Origin of the sequence: Tabrizicola sp., from assembly GCF_036781545.1 — a bacterium.
Taxonomy (GTDB): Bacteria; Pseudomonadota; Alphaproteobacteria; order Rhodobacterales; family Rhodobacteraceae; genus Tabrizicola.
In genome coordinates this window covers 1-18,263 of sequence record NZ_DAIQAT010000026.1, presented here as the reverse complement: position 1 = coordinate 18,263, position 18,263 = coordinate 1, and the positions used below count along the sequence as shown (strand labels likewise).

The window sequence follows — 18,263 nt, the reverse complement described above, 5'->3', positions numbered from 1 at the left end:
CCCATCCGCAGCGCGATGCTAGACAGGGGACGGCGCAGGCTGTAGAACGCCACCGTTAGCGCTAACGGAACGGTCCAGGGAGACGGTCATGGTTTCGCGTGTCATTCCGGTGGATGTCTTCGATCTGGTGATTTTCGGGGCCACGGGCGACCTTGCCCGGCGGAAGATCCTGCCGGGCCTCTACCGGCGCTTCCTGGCCGGGCAGATGCCGGTGGAAAGCCGGATCATCGGCGCGGCGCGGGCGGAGTTGACGGACGAGGCCTTCCGCGAGCAGGTGCGGTCGGCGATCGCCGAATTCGTGCCGAAGGCGCGGCAGGAGGCGGCGGCGATCGAGGGCTTCCTGGGCCGCATCCACTATGTCCCGATCGACGCGACGGGGACGGGGGGCTGGGCGGCGCTGAAGGCGCTGATGCGCGAGAACGTGGTCCGGGCCTTCTATTTCTCGGTTGCGCCCAGCCTTTTCGGCGACATCGCGCAAAGGCTGTCCGAACATGGGATCGCCGACGCGTGGAGCCGGATCGTGGTGGAAAAGCCCTTCGGGCGCGACCTCGCGTCGGCGAAGGCGCTGAACGCGGTGCTGGCTCGGCATTTCAACGAGACGCAGATCTACCGGATCGACCATTACCTCGGCAAGGAGACCGTGCAGAACCTGATGGCGGTGCGCTTCGCCAACATCCTGTTCGAGCCCCTGTGGAAGGCCGAATATGTCGACCATGTCCAGATCACCGTGGCCGAGACGGTGGGGGTCGACGGGCGCGGCGCCTATTACGATAAGTCCGGCGCGATGCGGGACATGGTGCAGAACCACATGATGCAGCTTCTGTGCCTGATCGCGATGGAACCGCCCTATCACTTCGACCCGGATGCCGTGCGCGACGAGAAGCTGAAGGTGATCCGCGCGCTGAAGCCGGTGCCGCCGGAGGATATCGTGCGGGGGCAATACGGGGCGGGGAAGGGCGAGAAGGCCTATGTCGTTCATGCCGAGAACCCGGCCTCGAAGACGGAAAGCTATATAGCGCTGAAGGTGCAGGTGTCGAACTGGCGCTGGCAGGGGGTGCCGTTCTACCTGCGCACCGGCAAGCGGCTGCGCGCGCGGGCGTCCGAGATCGCCATCACCTTCCGCCAGCCGCCCCATGCGATCTTCGACGACGCGACGGGCTGGCACGAGAATGTGCTGGTCATCCGGTTGCAACCGAACGAGGGCATGGACCTGATGGTGATGATCAAGGAGCCGGGACCCGGCGGGATGCGGCTGATGCAGGTGCCCCTGGACATGTCCTTCGCCGATGCGCTGGGGGCCGAGGCGGAAGATGTGCCGGACGCCTATGAGCGGCTGATCATGGATGTGATCCGCGGCAACCAGACGCTCTTCATGCGGGGCGACGAGGTCGAGGCCGCCTGGGCCTGGACCGACCCGATCATCCAGGGCTGGGAGGCGCGGGGCGACAAGCCGCAGACCTATGATCCCGGATCTTCCGGCCCGGAGGATGCGTTGATGCTGATGCACCGCGACGGGCGGCGCTGGCGGGAGATACGCGAATGAAGCTGGAAACCTACCCCGACCGCGAGTTCCTGATGCTGGGGCTGGCGAATGTGATCGCCGGTCAACTGGCGGACTTTCTGCGGCGCGAGGGGAAGGCGACGCTGTCGGTGCCGGGGGGAACGACGCCGGGGCCGATCTTCGACACCTTGTCGGGGGTGGACCTCGACTGGGCGAATGTCGCGGTGGTGCTGAACGACGAACGCTGGGTGCCGGAATCGTCGGAACGGTCGAATACCCGGCTGCTGCGCGAGCGGCTGCTGCGGGGAAAGGCGGCACAGGCGCGGCTGGTGCCGCTGTATGCCCCCGCCGAGACGCCCGAGGATATGCTGGACGCGCTGGAAGATGGGCTGAAGCCGCATCTGCCGATTTCGGTCCTGCTGCTGGGCATGGGAACGGACATGCATACCGCGAGCCTTTTCCCCGGTGCCGACCGGCTGGAAGAGGCGCTGTCGGCCACCGCGCCGATCCTTCTGCCGATGCGGGCCGAGGCGGCGGGCGAGCCGCGGATCACGCTGACGGCACCGTCCCTGCGCGAGGCGTTCAACATTCACGTCCTGATCACCGGGGATGAAAAGCGCGCGGCGCTGGAGCGGGCGATGACGCTGAGCCCGACCGAGGCGCCGGTGCGCGCGGTCCTCGACAACGCAACCGTGCATTGGGCGGAGTAGCCATGACGAAATGGGATGAATTGCAGCGGCTTCTCGATGTGAACAAGGGCCGCCATATCCTTGATCTGTTTGACGAAAGCCGGGCGTGCGATTTTTCGGTGCGCGCGGACGGGATGCTCTTCGACTATTCCAAGACCAATATCGACCCCGCAACCCGCGCAGCACTGGTGCGGCTGGCCGAGGACTCGGGCGTGGCGGAGAAGCGCGCGGCGATGTTCTCTGGTGCCAAGATCAATGACACCGAGGGCCGGGCGGTGCTGCATGTGGCGCTCAGGGCCGGGGATGACGCGGTCATCGAGGTGGACGGCAAGGATGTCCTGCCCGAGGTGCGCCGCATCCGTGCGGCCTGCGCCGCCTTCGCGCGGGACGTGCGGTCGGGGGCTTTCCGGGGGCAGGGCGGCAGGATCACCGATGTGGTGAATATCGGCATCGGCGGGTCCGACCTTGGCCCGGCGATGGCTTGCCTCGCGCTGGCGCCTTACGCGGACGGGCCGCGCTGCCACTTCGTCTCGAACGTCGATGGCGCGCATATCCATGATGTGGTGCAGGGGCTGAACCCGGAGACGACGCTGGTCATCGTCGCCTCGAAGACCTTCACCACCATCGAGACGATGACCAATGCCGATACGGCGAAGCGCTGGATGGGGCAGAAGGTGGCGAACCCCCCGGCGCAGTTCGCGGCGGTCAGCACGGCGGGGGACAAGACTGCTGCCTATGGCATTGATCCTTCGCGGGTTTTCGGCTTCGAGGACTGGGTGGGCGGGCGCTATTCGATGTGGGGGCCGATCGGCCTTGCCCTGATGATCGCCATCGGGCCGGAGCGGTTCGACGAGTTCCTTGCCGGGGGCCGGGCGATGGACCGGCATTTCCTGACCGCGCCGTTTGCGCAGAACATGCCCGTCCTGCTGGCCTTGGTCGGCATCTGGCACAACCAGATCTGCGGCTATGCGACACGGGCGGTTCTGCCCTATGATCAAAGGCTTGCGCGGCTTCCTGCCTATCTGCAGCAGCTGGAGATGGAATCGAACGGCAAGCGGGTGGCCATCGACGGGTCGGACCTGACCGTCAACTCCGGCCCGGTGGTCTGGGGCGAGCCGGGGACCAACGGCCAGCACGCCTTCTATCAGCTGATCCACCAGGGGACGCGGGTGGTGCCTTGCGAATTCCTGGTGGCGCGGCGCGGGCATGAACCGGACCTCGCGCACCAGCACCTGCTGCTGGTGTCGAACTGCCTGGCGCAGGCCGAGGCGTTGCTGCGGGGCCGTTCGCTGGACGAGGCGCGGGCGATCATGGCGAAGAAGGGGGCCACGGGGGCCGAGCTGGAGCGGCAGGCGCGGCACCGGGTGTTTCCGGGCAACCGGCCCTCGACCGTGCTGGCCTATGACATGCTGACGCCCTTCGTGCTGGGCCAGATCATCGCGTTGTACGAGCACCGGGTGTTCGTGGAAGGCGTGATCCTGGGGATCAACTCCTACGACCAGTGGGGGGTGGAGCTGGGCAAGGAACTGGCGCTGGCCTTGCAGCCGGTGCTGGAAGGGACGGCGGGGACGGACGGCAAGGACGGCTCGACCGCGGCGCTGGTGCAGTTCCTGCGCACGGAAGGTTAGCCGCCGGAAAGACCGCCGGCGCTGTCATCCCCGCGAAGCGGGGATGACAGTCGTTTCAGGCGCTTACTTCAGCGCGGCGGTGACGATGATCTCGACCTTGTAGTCGGGCGTCGCCAGCTTCGCCTCGCCGGTGGCGCGGGCGGGGGTGTGGCCCTGCGGCACCCAGGTATCCCAGACCGAGTTCATCTCGGCGAAGGTGGCCATGTCGGCGAGCCAGATCTGCACCGAGAGGATGCGGGTCTTGTCGGTGCCGGCCTTGGCGAGGATCGCGTCGACGGCGGCCAGCGCCTGCCGGGTCTGGTCGGCGACCGAGCCGCCGGGCTCGCCCAGCTGGCCAGCAAGCCAGAGGATGCCGTTGTAGGCCACCGCCTCGGACATGCGGGGACCGGTGCCGTGGCGGGTGATGTCGGTGGTCATGGGATGCTCCTTGTTGGCGTCGGGCGGTTGCTAGCCGGTTCCGGCGCCGAACGGAAGTCAGTTCACGCGGCGGCAGTTGAACTGGTCGCCCGTCGCGCCGGAAACCCAGGTCAGCCCGGTGTCGGTCACGGCGGCCAGCACGATGGTGTAGCCGTTGGCGAAGCGCAGCGTGTAGTTGCGCACGTCGCGGCTGACGCTTTGCATCCGGTAGGTGTCCGTGCCGTTGTTGTAGGTGCTGTTGGTGAAGCTGAAGGTCTGCACGCCGCAGTCCCAGCGGCCGACGAAGGCATAGGGCTCGGACGGCCCGGAGTCCTGGGTGCAGGCGGTGAGAGCGAGACAGAGGGGCAGGGCGAGACGGGGGAACATGGGCGGCTCCGCGTGAGGTGACGCAAGGGTCAACCGCCGGGAGCCTGGTGTCAATCTGGAAGAATGGGATGGAGCGGGTGAAGGGAATCGAACCCTCGTCGTAAGCTTGGGAAGCTTCTGCTCTGCCATTGAGCTACACCCGCGTCGCGAGTGATTTAGCCATTCCCGGCGGGGAAGGCAAGCCGGTCGGGGCGGGATTTCCGGGCCGGGACATGGGGCGAAAAACACAAAGGGCCCGGTGATCGCTCACGGGCCCTTGGAGGTGTTGGCTCCGGCGGTAGGCGTGTAGGGGTCTAACCCAACAGCGATGGACTTCCGGTATATCTTTATAGATCAAGGACTTGCTATATTCCCTGTCCGTCCCGGCGGTCAGGCGTGTGTGCCTGACGTGTTGGATTTGTGTGCCTATTCTTGGCGGGGACAGTGCACACGCGCAAGGCTCATTCCTTCTTCTCGGACAATGACCGCGCGATCTTCACCAGTATCCCTAGCACCAGCCCAAACAAGAAGACCTTGATACCTTGGTCAATCGCTTCGCCGCTTGTAGCTGACCCCAGGTAACGGGATGCTGCTGCGGCTCTTGACGCCGGATCGTCAATGCTGGCGACGAACGAACCGATGGCAGCGCGAAGCACCCCCATGATCAGCGCCAACCACGCGACGATACCTCCAAGTTTCAGCATTTTATTCCTCAACCTTGCCGGACACTGACCAGCTGATTTCTGTCAGAATACCCAAGACAAGGCCGCAGAAAAGCACCACCGCACCTTGATGCCTGAATACGTCGCTCTGTGCCTCCGCTCTCTGGGGGGTTGCTATCGGGAGAATGTCCGCGAAAATGGACGCGGTTCCGTTTATGTCGATCTCATATCCCGTAAGCATCACAAGGAAACCGAGCACGGTTCCAATCCATGCGACTATCCGGCCAGCTTTCGTGAAGAACATAATACCTCCGGTCATGTTCCTGCTGTTCTAGCTGCTGCTTTGCCCCATGTCAGGGTCGATCTAGTTTTGGATCAAAAATCTGAGGCCCTGACCTCAATAGGCAACGAGTCGCGTGCCCCCCCGGTGGGGTCGCTCTCCAACGTTTCAGGGGCACCACACACTTCACCTAACCGCCACGCAGTCCACCAGACTGTGCAAGGCAGGTCGCCGCGCCAATGCGTCAATGGCCGTCACAACCGTTCATGTCGTTTCGCGTTTGGCTGGGTGATCTACTGAACTTCTGCTCGAAATCCATTGAATCCAATAGAGAAAACGGGCACGATCCTGGAACAACCCAGGGTGGAAATGCATGATAAGAAGATTGATGGACGTTGTCTCTGGATCGCGTCGAATCCCATTCACTGAGAACGAAGTTCGGACCGCTATGGAGGCGGTAAAGGTGCGTCGGGGCAAGGGAGCCGACCTGAGTATTGGGCATCCGATGTTTAGCGAGGGTGGGGCAGGTGTCATAGAGGCTGCGCAGGACGGAATGCTGTTCTTCTTCTCTCCGCACCAGCTAAAGACCGCTTTCTTGTTCTTGAAACTCGACGCCGGGCGCGGTCTGTTTGGTGGCCAGAAGGCGGTGTTTGCAAGTTACGTCGCATCGGACCTAGACGCCGACGAGTGGGATGTTGGTGTGGTGTTCAAGATGTGGGGTATCGCAGTGACCTCAATAGGGAACGTGTATCGCGGCAACGGTTTCAAGTGATTTTACGTTCATGGTGGCCACTAGGGTATGCCCCAGCGGCCACCTTGAATGGACTCTGAGATGGTGGCCGTTGATTGTTGACAGATTCCAACGGCCACCCTATAAACGGCCAACACCTCAACGGCCAGCTTAGGGAACCATCATGGCAACCATCCTCTACGCCCGCGTCTCGACTGCGGAACAGAACCTAGAACACCAGCGCACCCAAGCCGAAGCGGCGGGTTTCCAGACTGACGAGGTGGTGGCCGATGACGGCGTTTCAGGAATTACCACCCGCCTTGTTGAACGCCCGCAGGGCAAGCGGTTGTTCGACATGCTGCGCCGGGGGGATACTCTGGTGGTGCGTTGGGTGGACCGCCTCGGGCGCAACTACCAAGACGTAACCGACACCATCCGCGACTTCATGCGGCGGGGCGTGGTCATCCGCACCGTCATCAACAACATGACCTTCGACGGGGCCACCCAAGACCCGATGCAGCAAGCCGTCAGGGACGCCCTGATAGCCTTTATGGCGGCAACCGCACAGGCACAGGCAGAGGCCACGAAAGAGGCTCAGAAGGCGGGCATCGCGGCGGCACGAGACAAGATCGAAGCCTACCGGGGGCGAAAGCCCAGCTATGACCGGGTGAAGCTGGCCGAGGTGCTGGACATGGCGGGGCAGGGGCACGGGGCATCCGCCATCGCCAATGCGTCCGGCCTGTCTCGGGCGGCTGTGCGGCGCATCATGGAAGCTCCAGAGGATGCCGAGGCGGCGCTTGCCCGGTGGGAAGGGGTGCGGGCATGATGTTGGTCCTCGAAGTGGTGTTCTGGGTGGTCAATGGGGTGATGGTGGCGGGGGCGGCGTGGTCCCTTTGGAACGCACTCGGGCAGTGAGGCCTAGCCCCTGTCTGTGCCTCACTATCTGTTTTCTTTGCTGGCCCTCGGGGGAAACCTCGGGGGCCCTTTCCGTTCCATCATTCGGGGTCTTTTGGGCTTCCTTCCGTTGACCGTCCGGGGCGCGGGGTGCTTTAGTCCAGGGGCATATTGGCACCAAGGAATCCGATGACCCCGCAGGAATTCATTAACAAGTGGCGCGACGTTGAACTGAAAGAGCGCAGCGCATCGCAGTCCCATTTCAACGACCTGTGCCGCCTGTTGGGGGTGCCTGACCCGATCACATCGGACAAGACCGGGGACACCTTCTGTTTCGAGAAAGGTGCGTCCAAGACGTCAGGGGGCGAGGGCTGGGCGGATGTGTGGAAGCGCGACTGCTTCGCGTGGGAATACAAGGGCAAGAAGAAGGACCTCGACAAGGCGTTCGGCCAGCTTTTGCAGTATGCAATTGCCTTGGAGAACCCGCCGCTGCTGGTCGTGTCCGACATGGACCGCATCCGCATCCACACCAACTGGACCAACACGGTCCAGATGGTGCACGAGATCGCCCTGGACGACCTGATGGACGGGGCCAAGCGCGACCTCCTGCGCGCTTGTTTCGAGAACCCCGAGAAGCTGAAACCCCAGAAGACCCGCCAAGTCCTAACCGAAGAAGCCGCCCAGCGTTTCGCCCTGATTGCCCAGCGGTTGCGCGGACGGGGCCACGATGCCCACGCCGTCGCACACTTCGTCAACCGTCTGGTCTTCTGCATGTTCGCCGAAGACGTGAACCTTCTGCCCGACAAGATGTTTGAGCGGATGATCCGGGTTTCCCGCCCCAAGCCCGAAACCTTTGCCAACCAAGCCAGCAAGCTGTTCGCTGCGATGCGGACCGGGGGCGACGTAGGCTTTGAACAGGTTGAATGGTTCAACGGCGGGCTGTTCGACACCGACGAGGCGCTTCCGCTCACATGGGAAGACCTTGACGACCTGATCCGTGCCACGCAACTCGACTGGTCCGATATTGATCCGTCCATTCTGGGCACCCTGTTCGAGCGCGGACTGGACCCCGAGAAGCGGAGCCAGCTTGGGGCGCATTACACCGACCGCGACAAGATCATGCAGATTGTCGTGCCGGTAGTAGTGCAGCCCTTGCTGGCCGAGTGGGCGGCCATACGGGATGAGATCGCGGCCACTATCAACGCTGCCCCCGTGGCGACGAAAGAGAAGCTGTTGGTCGGGGCTGAACTGGCGGCACGAAACCGTGCCTTCAAGAAGGCCGAGGAACTTCGGCAGGGCTTCCTTGACCGCTTGCGCGATTACCGCGTGCTTGATCCGGCCTGTGGGTCGGGGAACTTCCTCTACATTGCCCTGACGGAACTCAAGAACATAGAACACCGGGCGAACCTGGAGGCCGAGGCTCTGGGCTTGCAGCGTCCAGCCTTGCTGTCCGTCGGGCCCGAGAACGTGCTGGGCATCGAACTGAACCCCTATGCAGCCGAACTGGCGCGCGTGTCGGTTTGGATCGGGGAAATCCAGTGGATGCGCCGGAACGGGTTTGAGGCTGCGCGGAACCCGATCCTGCGGACGCTGACCAATATCGAAAACCGTGACGCGGTGTTGAACCCGGACGGGACGCGGGCGGAGTGGCCGAAGGCGGATGCCGTCGTGGGGAACCCACCGTTCTTGGGCACGAAACGAATGCGTGCCGAACTCGGCGATGGGACTGTTGACCGCTTGTTTGCAGCCTATCGGGGCTTGGTTCGGCCTGAGGCGGATTTCGTATGCTATTGGTTTGCCAACGCATGGGAGGCAATCGGGGCGGGAAGTTTGACGCGGGCGGGGCTTGTCGCGACTAACTCCATCCGGGGCGGGGCAAACCGTGCGGTGCTGAAGTCCATAACCGAAGGCGGGCGCATTCTTGCCGCCTGGAGCGATGAGGACTGGACGGTTGAGGGGGCCGCGGTTCGAGTTTCTATAGTCTGCTTTGACAAGTTGCGCGGCGGTCCCTCTCAACTCGACGGGGAGGCTGTGACCGAGGTCTATGCTGACCTTACCGCGCGAATGAACGACGGAAGCGGAGTCGACCTAACTCGTGCCGAGCGAATGTCACAAAACCGAGGTGCGGCCTTCATGGGTGACACAAAGGGAGGTGCATTCGACATCCCGGGTGAATTGGCGCGGCAGTGGCTTACCCTGCCTTTGAACCCAAATGGACGTCCAAATTCAGACGTTCTCCGCCCGTGGGTGAACGGAATGGATCTAACGCGTCGCCCCGCAGATAAATGGATTATCGATTTTGGCTGGATGATGAGTGAGCAAGATGCAGCACTCTTTGAAAGACCGTTCACCTACTCCGAGATCCACATAAAGCCGGAACGCGTCGCCAGGCAATCGCGTGGCTATGCCATGAGTTGGTGGATACATGAGCGGCCAAGACAAGAAATGTGGACTGCCCTCAGCGGTCTGCCGCGTTACATAGTTACGCCACGCGTTGCTAAACACCGGCTATTCGCTTGGTTGCCCGTGGGAACGGTGCCTGACAGTGCTACCATAGCCGTCGCGAAGGATGACGATACGACCTTCGGTATCCTGCACTCCCACTTCCATGAACTTTGGGCGCTGCGGTTGGGCACATTCCTCGGCGTTGGGAATGATCCTCGATACACCCCCTCAACAACCTTCGAGACTTTCCCGTTCCCCGAAGGACTTACGCCCGACGTTTCCGCCGCCGCATTTGCCCGTGACGTGCGCGCCCAGAAGATCGCCGCCGCCGCCGCCCGGTTGAACGAATTGCGGGAAAACTGGCTGAACCCGTCCGACCTCGTGGACCGGGTACCCGAGGTGGTGCCGGGCTACCCTGACCGCCTCTTGCCCAAGAATGATGCCGCAGCCGCCGAACTCAAGAAGCGCACTCTGACCAACCTCTACAACGCCCGCCCCGCATGGCTGGACCACGCCCACCGCGCGCTGGATGAGGCCGTAGCCGAAGCCTACGGCTGGGGCGACGACTGGCGGGCTGGCAAGCTGACTGACGACGAAATCCTCTCGCGTCTGTTCCGTTTGAATCAGGAACGGGCCGATTCCGAGAAGAAGAAGGGATAAGCCGTGGCGAAGAATCCGACCGTCTGGGGCGTTCACATGGGGGATCATGTGGGGGACCGTCCGACCGAGGGGGGCTATGTCGCCATTGGCTGGCACCAGCTCGGGGACATACGGAAGATCGCTGGCACCCGCGAAGCCTTTAAAGCCGCGCTGGTTGCTGGCGGCAGGGGCGAGAAAGAGGGCGCGGTGCCGGTCCACGCGGGCATCCTCTATCGGTTCGCCTTCGAGATGCAGCCCGGAGATGTGGTGATCTACCCCTCCAAGCACGACCGCATGGTGAACATCGGCATTTTCACGGGCGAAACGGCCTATGTGGAGGGCGATGCTGACGAGTATCCGAACCGCCGAGGCGTCAAGTGGTTGGGGCACTTCCCCCGCAACGATTTCAGCCAGAGTGCCCTGAACGAGATCGGGTCTGCCGTCACCCTGTTCAAGGTGAAGCGCCACGCGGGCGAGTTTCTGGCGAAGGTCGGAATTGCGGGGAACGTTGCGGGGCCGGAGGCCGTCACTGACACTCTGGAGGAAGCTGCCGATGACGATACCGCCACCGTGGCCGTGTCCCGTCAGGCTGAAGAAACCACGGGCGATTTTGTGATCCGGCGCATCATGGGCGGCATGTCGGGGTATGAGTTTGAAGCTTTTGTTGCCCACCTGATGGAGTGCATGGGCTACCGGGCGCGCGTGACCCCAAAATCGGCCGACGGGGGCGTTGACGTGATAGCCCATATGGACGCCCTGGGGTTCCAGCCGCCCATCGTGAAGGTGCAGTGCAAGCGCAAGACGGACCAGACCTCGCGCCCCGACGTGGACCAGTTGTTGGGCACCCTCGGGGAAGGCGAGTATGGGCTTTATGTGAACCTTGGGTCCTACAGCCGAAGCGCCGTGGAACTTGAACGGAACCGCGCAAAGCTGCGCTTGATCGACGGGGAGCAATTTGTCGAAATGGTGCTGAGCAACTACGGGAAGCTCGCGCCGCGCTACCGCTCGCTGATCCCACTAAAGCAGATATACGTTCCCGACCTGACAGACGGCTGAGAGGCGAAAACCCCTCAACCTAGGAGCTTGCCAATCGGGCCTATCATTGGGCGAAGTGAATTTCCCCTTACCTTAGGAGAACCGATTACCACTCATCTTAGGAGAGCTGGTGATACACGTCTTCTCGATGACTATGGGATTCACCCGCTCGCTCGTGAACCGTTGTTTCACGCAATGCTGAGGGCGTCACCGATTTCCACATCGCTTAGGGACGATTGGTAAGCAGTCACTACTGCCCCGATTTCCCCACCGCTTAGGGCGGCAAGTAACGCCTCGCTTAGGTCCGGCTGCAAATACACCCTATCATAGGACGCAACGCAGCGAACGTCTCATGCGTCCGTCGTGCCTGTTCGGTGCATCTCAGCCCAACTTCTGCTCTGCCAACACCCCCGGTCGTATCCGGGGAACTCCAAGACTCACCCAATCGAAAGTCCAAGAAATGACACACCAGACCATCCCAACGACGACCCACGACAATCTTTTCCTCGCAAGCACAAGCGGTGCCCAGCCCTCCGAGGGCCAGACCCGCATCTCGATCTACTCCGATGGGTCATCCATCGGGAACCCCGGCTACGGTGGTTATGGAGTTGTCATCCTCCGCCTGGACGCTTCGGGCGAAGAAATCAAGCGACGGGAAATCTTTGGCTCTGCCGATGATATCACCACGAATATCCGCATGGAGATGACGGCAGTATGTGTCGCCCTCGAAGCCCTCGGAATTGTCACCGACGAACAAATCACTTTCCACTGTGACGCCAACCTGATCCCAAACGCGATGAACTCTTGGCTGCCGAACTGGAAAGCAAGGGGCTGGCGCAAGGGGGACGGGAAGCCAGTGGAGAATGCTGACCTCTGGCAGCGCCTTGAGCGAGCCGCAGAGGGGCGAAACATCACTTGGGCATGGGTTCGAGGTCACAACGGATCAGCGCATAACGAGCGGGCCGACAGGTTGGCATACCGTGCTGCCCGAAAGGCAGAAACCAAGGCCGCCGGGGCGCGCTGATGCCATTCGACGCAACCGGGCTGGGGGTGGCGATATGCTGCCCTACCTGCCAAGCGGCCTTTCTGCCCCGGCGAAAAGATCACCGCTATTGCTGCAAGCCGTGTGCCAAGGTAGCGACAAGGAACGTGACCAGAGGCTCTCGCAATGTAGCCCATAGCCCGGACCTTCGGCTGCGTGCGCGGAAGCACTACGACACCGCTATGCGGCTGGCGGAGTTGGTCTACACATCGCCGCCGAACAAGCGACTTGGGCTAATGTCAGACCTGATCGGGCGGGCAAGAGGTGGCGACACGAAGCTGCGGAACATCCTAACTGATCCGACGCTTTTGCGGGCCAGTCCCGATGACACGGGCCTGTTCTTTCGCCACGCCCCTGCCACCTACCGGACTATCGCCCAAGCCGCAGACGCCTATTGCAGGATGTTCTGGGGACAGGGCGTCCGGGCAGTCGTGTCCGGCGAATGCCCAGAGCCTCCGACCGGGGAGACGGGTGACTCAGAAGGTCACACCCCTTCACGTCCCGAGCACCAAAGGAAGGCTCCGTGCCGTCACGAAGGCTGGGACTTTTCGGATACCCTGCGGCCCATCTGCAAGGGTCTCCTTTGGCTGACCGCTGGCAGGGCAAAGACCCGCGAGTTGTGGGGGTTGGGCGGACGCCCGGAAAAAGTCCCTCCGCATACGAAGTAATGCACCTAGAGGGGTCCGACCACGGGCCCCTGAGTTGCTTTCCTTGAAGGGCATCCACGACCGACACCCTCCTTAATCAGCTTACTCTGACAAGCCGAAAGCCCGTTTCATCGCCCGTGTGGTAACACGAAGCTTGGCAGCGTCTCCGCCGTAGACCCGCTCACCGACACCGCCCAGTGCGTGACCGAGGATCAGGTTTTGGTCTAGGGATGCGACCTCCGCCAGCATGAGCCTGTCTTTCATGTTGTGCCGGAGGGAGTGGACAACATGCTTGGGGTCTTTGGTCACGGCCCTGACGTGCTTCATCAATGACGCTGATGCCGCATCGCCGCCCCTGACGTGGCCATAATCGGGGAACAGTAGGTTGTCCACACGGGGCAGCTTGAGGGCTTCCTTGGCCGCTTCCAGCGCGTCCCCGACCAAAGGGACATACCGGCTAGAGGCATCCGTCTTAAGCCTCCGGTTTTCATGCCATGTCACCCGGATATGCGGCAGATCGCCGGACACGTCCACGTCCTCGACCCGAAGTCCAGACACCTCTGACAGGCGACACCCGGTCCCCTCCAGAAGCCTCCAGATCAGCGCCAAGTCACGCTTGGCATGACCGACGATACGCGCCCGTGCAGCCTTCAAGACCCCCTCTGGCAGGGGATCACGGTTGTCTCCCTCGGCGGACCGACCCCGCACCCTGCCCACCGAAAGGCCGCTGAACGGGTTCTGAAAGGTGGCCGGGAGTGGCATCTCTTTGGCGGTGAAGTTGATGATTGCGTTCAGCCCGTTCAGGTCCCGTGCGACCGACGCGGGGGAGATTGGTCTGCCCGTAGCGGTCAGCCTATCGAGCATGTAGTCGCGCACCTTGCGGGCATCTTCGCGGGTAAGACTGGTCAGCACGGGGTCACGCCCTAGCGCCTCCTTCACCCTTCCGACGATCCGGTCAGTGTCCACCTCAAAGCGATGGACTGCCTCCGGGGGTTCGTCGCCACCACGTTCCTTGAGATAGAACGTTCTGGCATCGCCCAAGGTAGGCTCTGGGGCCTTGTGCATCTCCGGCCCGTGGCGAAGCAGGTTGATGAGATGCCTTTCCACCGGGGGCACCCCCTCCGGGCTCATACTCATCCTGCGGATACGCATCCGCCATGCTGTCAGCCGTCAACTCCAAGTCTCGATCACTGGCACCCGCTGCCACCAGATCAGCCCGACGCCGCAGGGCTTCAACATAAGCTTCCCGCTCACTGGCACCCGCGCGTGACGCAGCCTCCGACCGCACCCGGCCCAATCTGGCCTCGGCAATCTCTTTCTCGACCTCGGCATGATACCGGGGATAGGCCGCGAGGGCCTCTCTCTCCGAATCCCCAAGCTTCCGCTTGAACTCCCTCTTGGTGATGTTCGCGGAGACTTCCTTGGGCACCCTTCGGCGATACTGCCAAGTGCCCGCTTTCGTCCGTTCGACGTGCTTCAATATGAGCCCCATGTGTGCCTCGCGTGTGCCGCAGTGTGCACCGAGAGGGACAGTAAGTCACTCAAGTCCTTGATATTTTTCCAGTATCTATGGGAAACTGGCTCCGGCGGTAGGGATCGAACCTACGACCAATTGATTAACAGTCAACTGCTCTACCGCTGAGCTACGCCGGAACACGGGGCGGTCTATAGCAAGGGCGGTCGGGGGCGGCAAGGGGCAAATGGCGGGAAAATGCGGGGGCGGTCAAAGCGCGGAGAAGGTCGCGCCGGGATGTAGTTCCGGATGAGCCTCCACCCGGTTTCTGGACGCAAGATCAATGAGATGGGCGAAGACGTTGCGTTCGGCGGCGGGGAGGAGGTGCGGGGGGATCTCGGTGTAGATGCGGGCGGTGAGCTCAGGGATGCCTGCGGGGCCACCGGCGAGGGCCTGAAGGATCTGCGCCTCGCGGCCGAGGCGGTGGGCGATCAGGTCCTGCACCCGGGCGGCGGGCGTCTCGACGGGGTCGCCGTGGCCGGGAAGAAAGCGGCGCCAGTCCTGCGTTGCAAGGCGGTGGAGCGAGGCCATGTAGGCGCCCATGTCGCCATCGGGCGGCGAGACGATGGAGGTGGACCAGCCCATGGCATGGTCGCCGGAAAAGAGCGTGTCGCCCAGGGCCAGGCAGAGATGGCCGCCGAGGTGGCCGGGGGTGTGGAGGACGGTGAGGCTCCAGTCCGGGCCGGAGATCGTATCGCCGTCCGCGAGGCGCCGGTCGGGGGCGAAGGCGAGGTCCAGACCCTCGCCGGTCGCGGGCAGGCGGGAGGCGAGGCTTGCCATCAGCGGGCTCCGCCCCTCGGTCGCGATGCCGTGGGCGAGGACCGGGGCCCCCGTCGCGGCGGCGAGACGGGGCGCGAGGGCCGAGTGGTCGCGGTGGGCATGGGTGACGAGGATATGGCTGATGTGCTGGCCCGGACCCACGGCGTCGAGGATCGCCGCGAGATGCGATGGGTCGTCGGGGCCCGGGTCGATCACCGCAAGGGCGGTGGCCCCGACCAGCCAGCTGTTGGTCCCGGCGCCGGTCAGGGGCGAAGGGTTCGGGGCGAGGAGGGTGCGGATCGGCGGATCGGAGGTCATCGGGGGACACGGCTTTCCAAGGGGCGCGGGCGCGGGTAGGCTTCAAGGCGATGTCGGTCGTCCAACGTATTCTTCCCCGGGGCCTATACGGTCGTGCGGCACTGATCCTGATCGTGCCGATCATGATCATTCAACTGGTCTTCTCGACCGAGTTCATCCAGCGCTTCTATGAAGACGTGACCGGCCAGATGACGCAAGGGGTTGCGATCGATCTGGATTTCCTGCTGGACGAGATCGATGCCAGCGCCTCGCTGGAGGAGGCCCAGGCGCGCGTGGTGCCGCTGGCGAAGGCGCTGGAGATCGCGTTGACGCTGCCGGCGGGGCCGGATGCGCCGACAGAGGATAGGCGCCAGAGAATCGACCTGTCGGGCGACACGATCATCGCCACCTTACGCAAGCGCCTGCCGGGGCTGGTGGCGGTGGACCTGACGGGCGCGAACCGGATCGTGCGGCTGCGCTTTGACAGCCGCTTCGGACCGGTGGAGGCCGAGATCCACCGCCGGCGGATGTCGGCGGCCAACCCGCACCAGCTGATCGTGCTGATGGTCTTCACCTCGATCCTGATGACGGTGATCGCCTATTTCTTCCTGCGCCGGCAGCTCAGGCCCATCACCAAGCTGGCCGAGGCGGCGGAGGAATTCGGCAAGGGCCGCATGGTCAGCTACAAGCCGCGGGGCGCGCAGGAGGTGCGGGCGGCGGGGCGGGCCTTCCTGGACATGCGGGCAAGGATCGAGCGGCAGATCGAGCAGCGCACGCTGATGCTGTCGGGGGTCAGCCACGACCTGCGCACGCCGCTGACGCGGATGCGGCTGGCGCTGTCGCTGATGCCGGAGGACCCGGAGGTCGAGGACTTGCAGGCCGATGTGGCGCAGATGGAGCGGATGGTCGACGAGTTCTTGGCCTTCGTGCGCGGCGATGCCATGGAGGGGTCGGAGCCCACCGATGCGGTGGCGCTGATCCGCGGGCTGGTGGAGCGGGCGGGGCCGGAGGTACGGCTGGCCGCGATCGAAGGCGTGCCCGAGCCGGTGGCGATGCGGCCGCAGGCCATTTTGCGGGCGGTGGAGAACCTGGTGTCGAATGCGCAGCGCTTCGGTTCACGCGTGGAATTGCGGCTGACCTTCCAGGACCGCAGCCTGCGGATTCAGGTCGAGGATGACGGGCCGGGGATACCGGCAGAGCGGCGGGACGAGGCGCTGCGCCCGTTCACCCGGCTGGATGCGTCACGCGATCCGAACCGGGGCGCGGGCGTGGGGTTGGGCCTTTCCATCGCCTCGGACATCGCGCTGAGCCACGGGGGCGCGCTGCGGCTGTCGCAGAGCGAGACTCTGGGGGGGCTGCGGGTTGATCTGGTGATCGCGCGGTAGGCCTATTTCGCGGCGCCGACCACGAGAATCCAGTGCAGCTTGCTGTCGGGGGCGGGGCTGACGGCGATGCCGATGCCGACATCACGGGCCTTGCGCAGCAGGATGTTGTCCTTGTGGTGCGGCGAATGCATCCACCATTCGACCGCGCGGGCACCCGAGGAGAAGCCGCGCCCGGTGTTTTCGGCGGCGGTGCGGAAGCCGTAGCCCACGCGGCGCAGGCGGGTCTTCAGCGTGCCCCCGTCCGAAGAGACGTGGCTGATCGAGCGGCGCTTGGCATTGTCGCAGGCGGCACCCTGGGCTGCCTTGTCCAGCTTGGCCGAAAGCGTCAGCGCGGAGAGCCCGCGGGCCTTGCGCTCGGCGTTCAGGTGGGCGAGCAGTTCCTTCTGCATCGCATCGGCATTCGGGGGAATCGAGCATCCGGCGGCCTGCACGCCCCCGGCAAGGCAAAGCAAGGTCGATGCGGCAAAGGCCGCAAGGCGCATACGCTGCAACATGACATTTCCCCATCTTCTGGCGCCACACACCAATCCCAGAGCAGTTGGGCCGGAATCGGGCAGAATGTGGTGCAAAAGGTGAAATACGCGAGAATCGAGTCTATTGCACTCTGCCTGAGGATGAGTAGGCGAAGCTTCGCCGGGCGGGTTCGCTGTAAGGGAAGCTGCTCCGCCGGGAAGGATTTCGGGATGGTGGCGGGCGGATCGGCTGGACGGGTGGATGCGCGAGGTGATCGAGGTGGCGCCAGCCGGTCGCGGCGGTGCGCGCCGGGGAGCGGGGCGCCCGCTGTATCCCGGCCGTTCCGGGCCCGGCGGCAAAAGCGTTTGGGGTGCCCTTGCGGCCCCCGTGCCACCCCACTAAGACTCTGGCAAGACATACGACGATATTCCTCGGACAAGACACGAGAGGCAGGCACCGATGCGCGATCCCGTTGAGCACTACATGAACACCCTCGTCCCCATGGTCGTGGAACAGACCAGCCGGGGCGAGCGGGCCTATGACATCTTCAGCCGCCTCTTGAAGGAACGGATCATCTTCCTGGGCGGCCCGGTGCATGACGGCATGTCCGGCCTGATCTGCGCGCAGCTTCTCTTCCTGGAATCGGAGAACCCGTCCAAGGAAATCAGCATGTACATCAACAGCCCCGGCGGGGTGGTGACGGCGGGGCTCTCGATCTACGACACGATGCAGTATATCCGGCCGAAGATCTCCACGCTGGTGATCGGGCAGGCGGCCTCGATGGGCTCGCTGCTGCTGACCGCGGGCGAGAAGGGGATGCGCTTCAGCCTGCCGAACAGCCGGATCATGGTGCACCAGCCGTCGGGCGGCTATCAGGGCCAGGCGACCGACATCATGATCCA

General features: G+C 63.6%; 16 protein-coding genes and 2 tRNA genes. 10 read left to right on the top strand and 8 right to left on the bottom strand.

Features of this window, described 5'->3' with window-relative positions; translation table 11 throughout:
* The first annotated feature begins 88 nt into the window (after nt 1-88).
* Genes zwf through pgi form a run of 3 tightly spaced genes read left to right on the top strand, consistent with a single transcriptional unit; the run spans nt 89 to nt 3,818 of the window.
* Nucleotides 89-1,543 (top strand): glucose-6-phosphate dehydrogenase, encoded by a 1,455-nt coding sequence (zwf, locus tag V7Q39_RS06855; RefSeq protein ID WP_333815812.1) that lies wholly within the window; start codon nt 89-91, stop codon nt 1,541-1,543.
* Complete coding sequence (pgl, locus tag V7Q39_RS06850) at nt 1,540-2,211, top strand: 6-phosphogluconolactonase (protein ID WP_333815811.1); 672 nt, start codon at nt 1,540-1,542, stop codon at nt 2,209-2,211. The genes zwf and pgl overlap by 4 nt, the downstream gene beginning before the upstream one ends.
* A 2-nt stretch (nt 2,212-2,213) precedes the next feature.
* The gene (gene pgi / locus V7Q39_RS06845) at nt 2,214-3,818 is read left to right on the top strand and encodes a glucose-6-phosphate isomerase (RefSeq protein WP_333815810.1); all 1,605 of its coding nucleotides are present in this window, start codon (nt 2,214-2,216) and stop codon (nt 3,816-3,818) included.
* 63 nt (nt 3,819-3,881) lie between these two features.
* Here pgi and V7Q39_RS06840 read toward each other — a convergent pair whose 3' ends face one another.
* The 4 genes from V7Q39_RS06840 to V7Q39_RS06825 form a co-directional block, all read right to left on the bottom strand.
* A complete protein-coding gene (locus V7Q39_RS06840; RefSeq protein ID WP_333815809.1) occupies nt 3,882-4,235 on the bottom strand; it encodes a RidA family protein in 354 nt (117 codons plus the stop codon).
* Between the two features lie 57 nt (nt 4,236-4,292).
* Complete coding sequence (locus V7Q39_RS06835) at nt 4,293-4,601, bottom strand: hypothetical protein (RefSeq protein WP_333815808.1); 309 nt, start codon at nt 4,599-4,601, stop codon at nt 4,293-4,295.
* A gap of 69 nt (nt 4,602-4,670) precedes the next feature.
* Nucleotides 4,671-4,744, bottom strand: a tRNA-Gly gene (locus V7Q39_RS06830).
* Nucleotides 4,745-5,041: 297 nt separating this feature from the next.
* On the bottom strand, nt 5,042-5,284 hold the full coding sequence (locus V7Q39_RS06825) for a hypothetical protein (RefSeq protein WP_333815807.1): 243 nt from the start codon (nt 5,282-5,284) through the stop codon (nt 5,042-5,044).
* A gap of 626 nt (nt 5,285-5,910) precedes the next feature.
* On the opposite strand from V7Q39_RS06825, the gene V7Q39_RS06820 reads away from it, so the two are divergent.
* From V7Q39_RS06820 to V7Q39_RS06800, 5 genes are all read left to right on the top strand, one after another.
* Nucleotides 5,911-6,294, top strand: a complete 384-nt coding sequence (locus tag V7Q39_RS06820) for a hypothetical protein (protein WP_333815806.1) — start codon at nt 5,911-5,913, stop codon at nt 6,292-6,294.
* 139 nt (nt 6,295-6,433) lie between these two features.
* Complete coding sequence (locus tag V7Q39_RS06815; protein WP_333815824.1) at nt 6,434-7,078, top strand: recombinase family protein; 645 nt, start codon at nt 6,434-6,436, stop codon at nt 7,076-7,078.
* A 257-nt stretch (nt 7,079-7,335) separates the two neighbouring features.
* A complete protein-coding gene (locus V7Q39_RS06810) occupies nt 7,336-10,251 on the top strand; it encodes a class I SAM-dependent DNA methyltransferase (protein ID WP_333815805.1) in 2,916 nt (971 codons plus the stop codon).
* Between the two features lie 3 nt (nt 10,252-10,254).
* Nucleotides 10,255-11,286 (top strand): restriction endonuclease, encoded by a 1,032-nt coding sequence (locus V7Q39_RS06805; protein ID WP_333815804.1) that lies wholly within the window; start codon nt 10,255-10,257, stop codon nt 11,284-11,286.
* 439 nt (nt 11,287-11,725) lie between these two features.
* Nucleotides 11,726-12,289, top strand: a complete 564-nt coding sequence (locus V7Q39_RS06800; protein WP_333815803.1) for a ribonuclease H family protein — start codon at nt 11,726-11,728, stop codon at nt 12,287-12,289.
* A gap of 767 nt (nt 12,290-13,056) precedes the next feature.
* Here the strand turns inward: V7Q39_RS06800 and V7Q39_RS06795 are convergent.
* From V7Q39_RS06795 to V7Q39_RS06785, 3 genes are all read right to left on the bottom strand, one after another.
* A complete protein-coding gene (locus V7Q39_RS06795) occupies nt 13,057-14,085 on the bottom strand; it encodes a tyrosine-type recombinase/integrase (RefSeq protein WP_333815802.1) in 1,029 nt (342 codons plus the stop codon).
* A gap of 447 nt (nt 14,086-14,532) precedes the next feature.
* Nucleotides 14,533-14,607 (bottom strand) — tRNA-Asn (locus V7Q39_RS06790).
* Nucleotides 14,608-14,677: 70 nt separating this feature from the next.
* The gene (locus V7Q39_RS06785; RefSeq protein WP_333815801.1) at nt 14,678-15,544 is read right to left on the bottom strand and encodes an MBL fold metallo-hydrolase; all 867 of its coding nucleotides are present in this window, start codon (nt 15,542-15,544) and stop codon (nt 14,678-14,680) included.
* Nucleotides 15,545-15,594: 50 nt separating this feature from the next.
* On the opposite strand from V7Q39_RS06785, the gene V7Q39_RS06780 reads away from it, so the two are divergent.
* Nucleotides 15,595-16,908: an ATP-binding protein gene (locus tag V7Q39_RS06780; RefSeq protein ID WP_333815800.1), complete on the top strand. Its 1,314-nt coding sequence runs from the start codon at nt 15,595-15,597 to the stop codon at nt 16,906-16,908.
* A gap of 2 nt (nt 16,909-16,910) precedes the next feature.
* Here the strand turns inward: V7Q39_RS06780 and V7Q39_RS06775 are convergent, their stop codons facing one another.
* Complete coding sequence (locus V7Q39_RS06775; RefSeq protein WP_333815799.1) at nt 16,911-17,402, bottom strand: CAP domain-containing protein; 492 nt, start codon at nt 17,400-17,402, stop codon at nt 16,911-16,913.
* A gap of 418 nt (nt 17,403-17,820) precedes the next feature.
* On the opposite strand from V7Q39_RS06775, the gene V7Q39_RS06770 reads away from it, so the two are divergent.
* A partial coding sequence (locus V7Q39_RS06770; protein WP_333815798.1) for an ATP-dependent Clp protease proteolytic subunit occupies nt 17,821-18,263 on the top strand: 443 nt, incomplete at its 3' end.

Excerpts from the sequence above, each read along its gene's own strand:
- V7Q39_RS06795 (WP_333815802.1), bottom strand. The coding sequence starts at position 14,085 with ATGAGCCCGGAGGGGGTGCCCCCGGTGGAAAGGCATCTCATCAACCTG.
- V7Q39_RS06820 (WP_333815806.1), top strand. The coding sequence starts at position 5,911 with ATGGACGTTGTCTCTGGATCGCGTCGAATCCCATTCACTGAGAACGAA.
- V7Q39_RS06780 (WP_333815800.1), top strand. The coding sequence starts at position 15,595 with ATGTCGGTCGTCCAACGTATTCTTCCCCGGGGCCTATACGGTCGTGCG.
- pgi (WP_333815810.1), top strand. The coding sequence starts at position 2,214 with ATGACGAAATGGGATGAATTGCAGCGGCTTCTCGATGTGAACAAGGGC.
- V7Q39_RS06800 (WP_333815803.1), top strand. The coding sequence starts at position 11,726 with ATGACACACCAGACCATCCCAACGACGACCCACGACAATCTTTTCCTC.
- V7Q39_RS06835 (WP_333815808.1), bottom strand. The coding sequence starts at position 4,601 with ATGTTCCCCCGTCTCGCCCTGCCCCTCTGTCTCGCTCTCACCGCCTGC.
- V7Q39_RS06825 (WP_333815807.1), bottom strand. The coding sequence starts at position 5,284 with ATGCTGAAACTTGGAGGTATCGTCGCGTGGTTGGCGCTGATCATGGGG.
- V7Q39_RS06775 (WP_333815799.1), bottom strand. The coding sequence starts at position 17,402 with ATGTTGCAGCGTATGCGCCTTGCGGCCTTTGCCGCATCGACCTTGCTT.
- V7Q39_RS06840 (WP_333815809.1), bottom strand. The coding sequence starts at position 4,235 with ATGACCACCGACATCACCCGCCACGGCACCGGTCCCCGCATGTCCGAG.
- V7Q39_RS06785 (WP_333815801.1), bottom strand. The coding sequence starts at position 15,544 with ATGACCTCCGATCCGCCGATCCGCACCCTCCTCGCCCCGAACCCTTCG.
- V7Q39_RS06810 (WP_333815805.1), top strand. The coding sequence starts at position 7,336 with ATGACCCCGCAGGAATTCATTAACAAGTGGCGCGACGTTGAACTGAAA.
- pgl (WP_333815811.1), top strand. The coding sequence starts at position 1,540 with ATGAAGCTGGAAACCTACCCCGACCGCGAGTTCCTGATGCTGGGGCTG.
- zwf (WP_333815812.1), top strand. The coding sequence starts at position 89 with ATGGTTTCGCGTGTCATTCCGGTGGATGTCTTCGATCTGGTGATTTTC.